This window comes from Dysgonomonas massiliensis (genome assembly GCF_900240225.1).
In the GTDB taxonomy this organism is placed as follows: Bacteria; Bacteroidota; Bacteroidia; order Bacteroidales; family Dysgonomonadaceae; genus Dysgonomonas; species Dysgonomonas massiliensis.
In genome coordinates, this window is record NZ_OEPV01000022.1 from 1 (window position 1) to 1,948 (window position 1,948).

Consider the following 1,948-nt stretch of genomic DNA (forward strand, 5'->3'; position numbering starts at 1 on the left):
AGAATATCCTGAATACCTGCTCCAATATAACTGGCTATACCGACAACACCCAAGGCTGCTCCTGATGCCTTCTTAGGTGCAATATCCGTTGCCATCAAACCTCCCAAAAAGCAGATAAGCACTCCAATAGATAGTCCGAATAGGATCATACTCAAGACATCTAAATAATGGTGCCCTTCAGGTACTAATACGAACATTGCAATAGCAACCGTATTAAGTATTCCGAAAAGAACTGCCGGAGTGACACGATTACCTTTAAAGAGTTTATCCGATAAAAAGCCGGATAAGACTGTACCAATAATTCCACAAACTGAGTTTACCGCAACGATACTACTTGCTTCAATAGATGAGTAAGCTTTTTGGTTTTCCAAAAAGAAAATACCCCAACTATTGATAGCATAGCGGCTTACATACATACAAGCACTCGATAATGCTAAAATCCAGATATATGGATTTTTCAAGACTTCCTTCTGGGCCATTCCGGCAGATTTCTCACGTTCTTTCGGGGGAATGATAGATGGCAGGCCTTGGCTGGTGGGACTGTCTTTCATGAAAATTATAATGACAGCAGCGCCTATCAGACCCGCAATACCGGCAGCTTCAAAGCCCCAGCGCCAGCCGGCAATACTCACTACTGCTGCTGTAGCTATGAAGGTAATTGCTTCTCCAATATTGTGACTGGCACTCCAAAAACCATAATAGGAGCCACGTTCCTTATCCGTAAACCATCGTGACAGACCAACAACGCTGCTGGGAGCGCCCATGCTCTGAACCCAGCCGTTGACACCCCAAAGTATGGCAAACACCCAAAATGAATGACTGAAACCCAATATAATATTTACCAGTGAGGAGATTATCAAGCCTGTAGCCATAAAGCGGGTAATATTCACTCGGTCACCCAAAAAACCATTAACTAGCTTGCCTACTGCATAGGTAAAGAACAGAGCAGAGCCTACAAGCCCCAGCTCTTGTTCTGTCAGAATACCTCCGTCTACCAAAGGTTTCTTGACTACATTAAGGCTCATACGGCAGACATAGTACAGACCGTAGCCTAAGGTTACCGAAATAAAGAACGACCATTGAAGGCGTTTCAATTTCTTTTCATCTTCCACTAATTCGTCTTTATCGGGAAGTGGAGAGAAAAACTGAGTTAGTTTTTTTATCATAATTATATCGAATCTTTATAGTTTGCTGTTTGGTATAGAAATAAGAGAGAACTATTAACCGGAAGTCGCAATTACTTCCGGTTAATAAAATTTCAATTCTTAAATGTGTATTGATCAATAACACATCAAGAATAGAGCCTGATAACCAACAATCTTTATTTGTGTAGACCTCGTCCTTTCAGGTATTCAAGCATCATTGCCGGACGATCGGTCTGCAGAATACCCGCTCCTAAACTATCTATCAGATATCCCCATGTAGCATTGGCATCGTTCAGTGCACGATCATCGCTATATCCTCCACACAGAGAAGGCCACAGGGAATTAATCCAGATAATGGATTCGCTGTCTTTTAGCTTATTTTTGATGTGATGCAGTTTTTCTTTATCTTCTTCTTTGAAGACTATTTCATAGTAGGCATATTTTTGATCAAGAAGAGAATCCAAGTGTGCAAGTGTTGTTTCTTCTTTCAAGTTGACAACCGGCATAAAGATCATTTTATCCAGATGTGCACCATGTTCAGCGCGTAGCTCACTATATGGTTTGTCGGATTTGATAATTGTTTGCTCGACTGTGCCCGTCTTTTCCAAAACTTCATACACTTCGGCAAAGTATTTATCTGCCTTATCCAGATTGACCTTAATCCGATCTTTGGCGACAAGCATAGCTTCTTCTAATGTGGGTACTTTGAATTCTCCTGGCCGTCCCAACCCATTACGTAGCTTTAGCTCTCTGATTTCAGCGAGTGTTAAGTCCTCGACTTTCCCTTTGCCGTTCGTTGTACG

Annotated in this window: 2 protein-coding genes; both read right to left on the minus strand. The window is 41.8% G+C overall.

The window, feature by feature from the left end:
• The coding region (locus C1A06_RS14935) for an MFS transporter (RefSeq protein ID WP_101690939.1) at positions 1–1,166 on the minus strand (1,166 nt) is incomplete at its 3' end.
• Between the two features lie 155 nt (positions 1,167–1,321).
• Positions 1,322–1,948 (minus strand): glycerophosphodiester phosphodiesterase family protein (locus tag C1A06_RS14940; protein ID WP_101690940.1); only part of this gene is annotated, 627 nt, incomplete at its 5' end.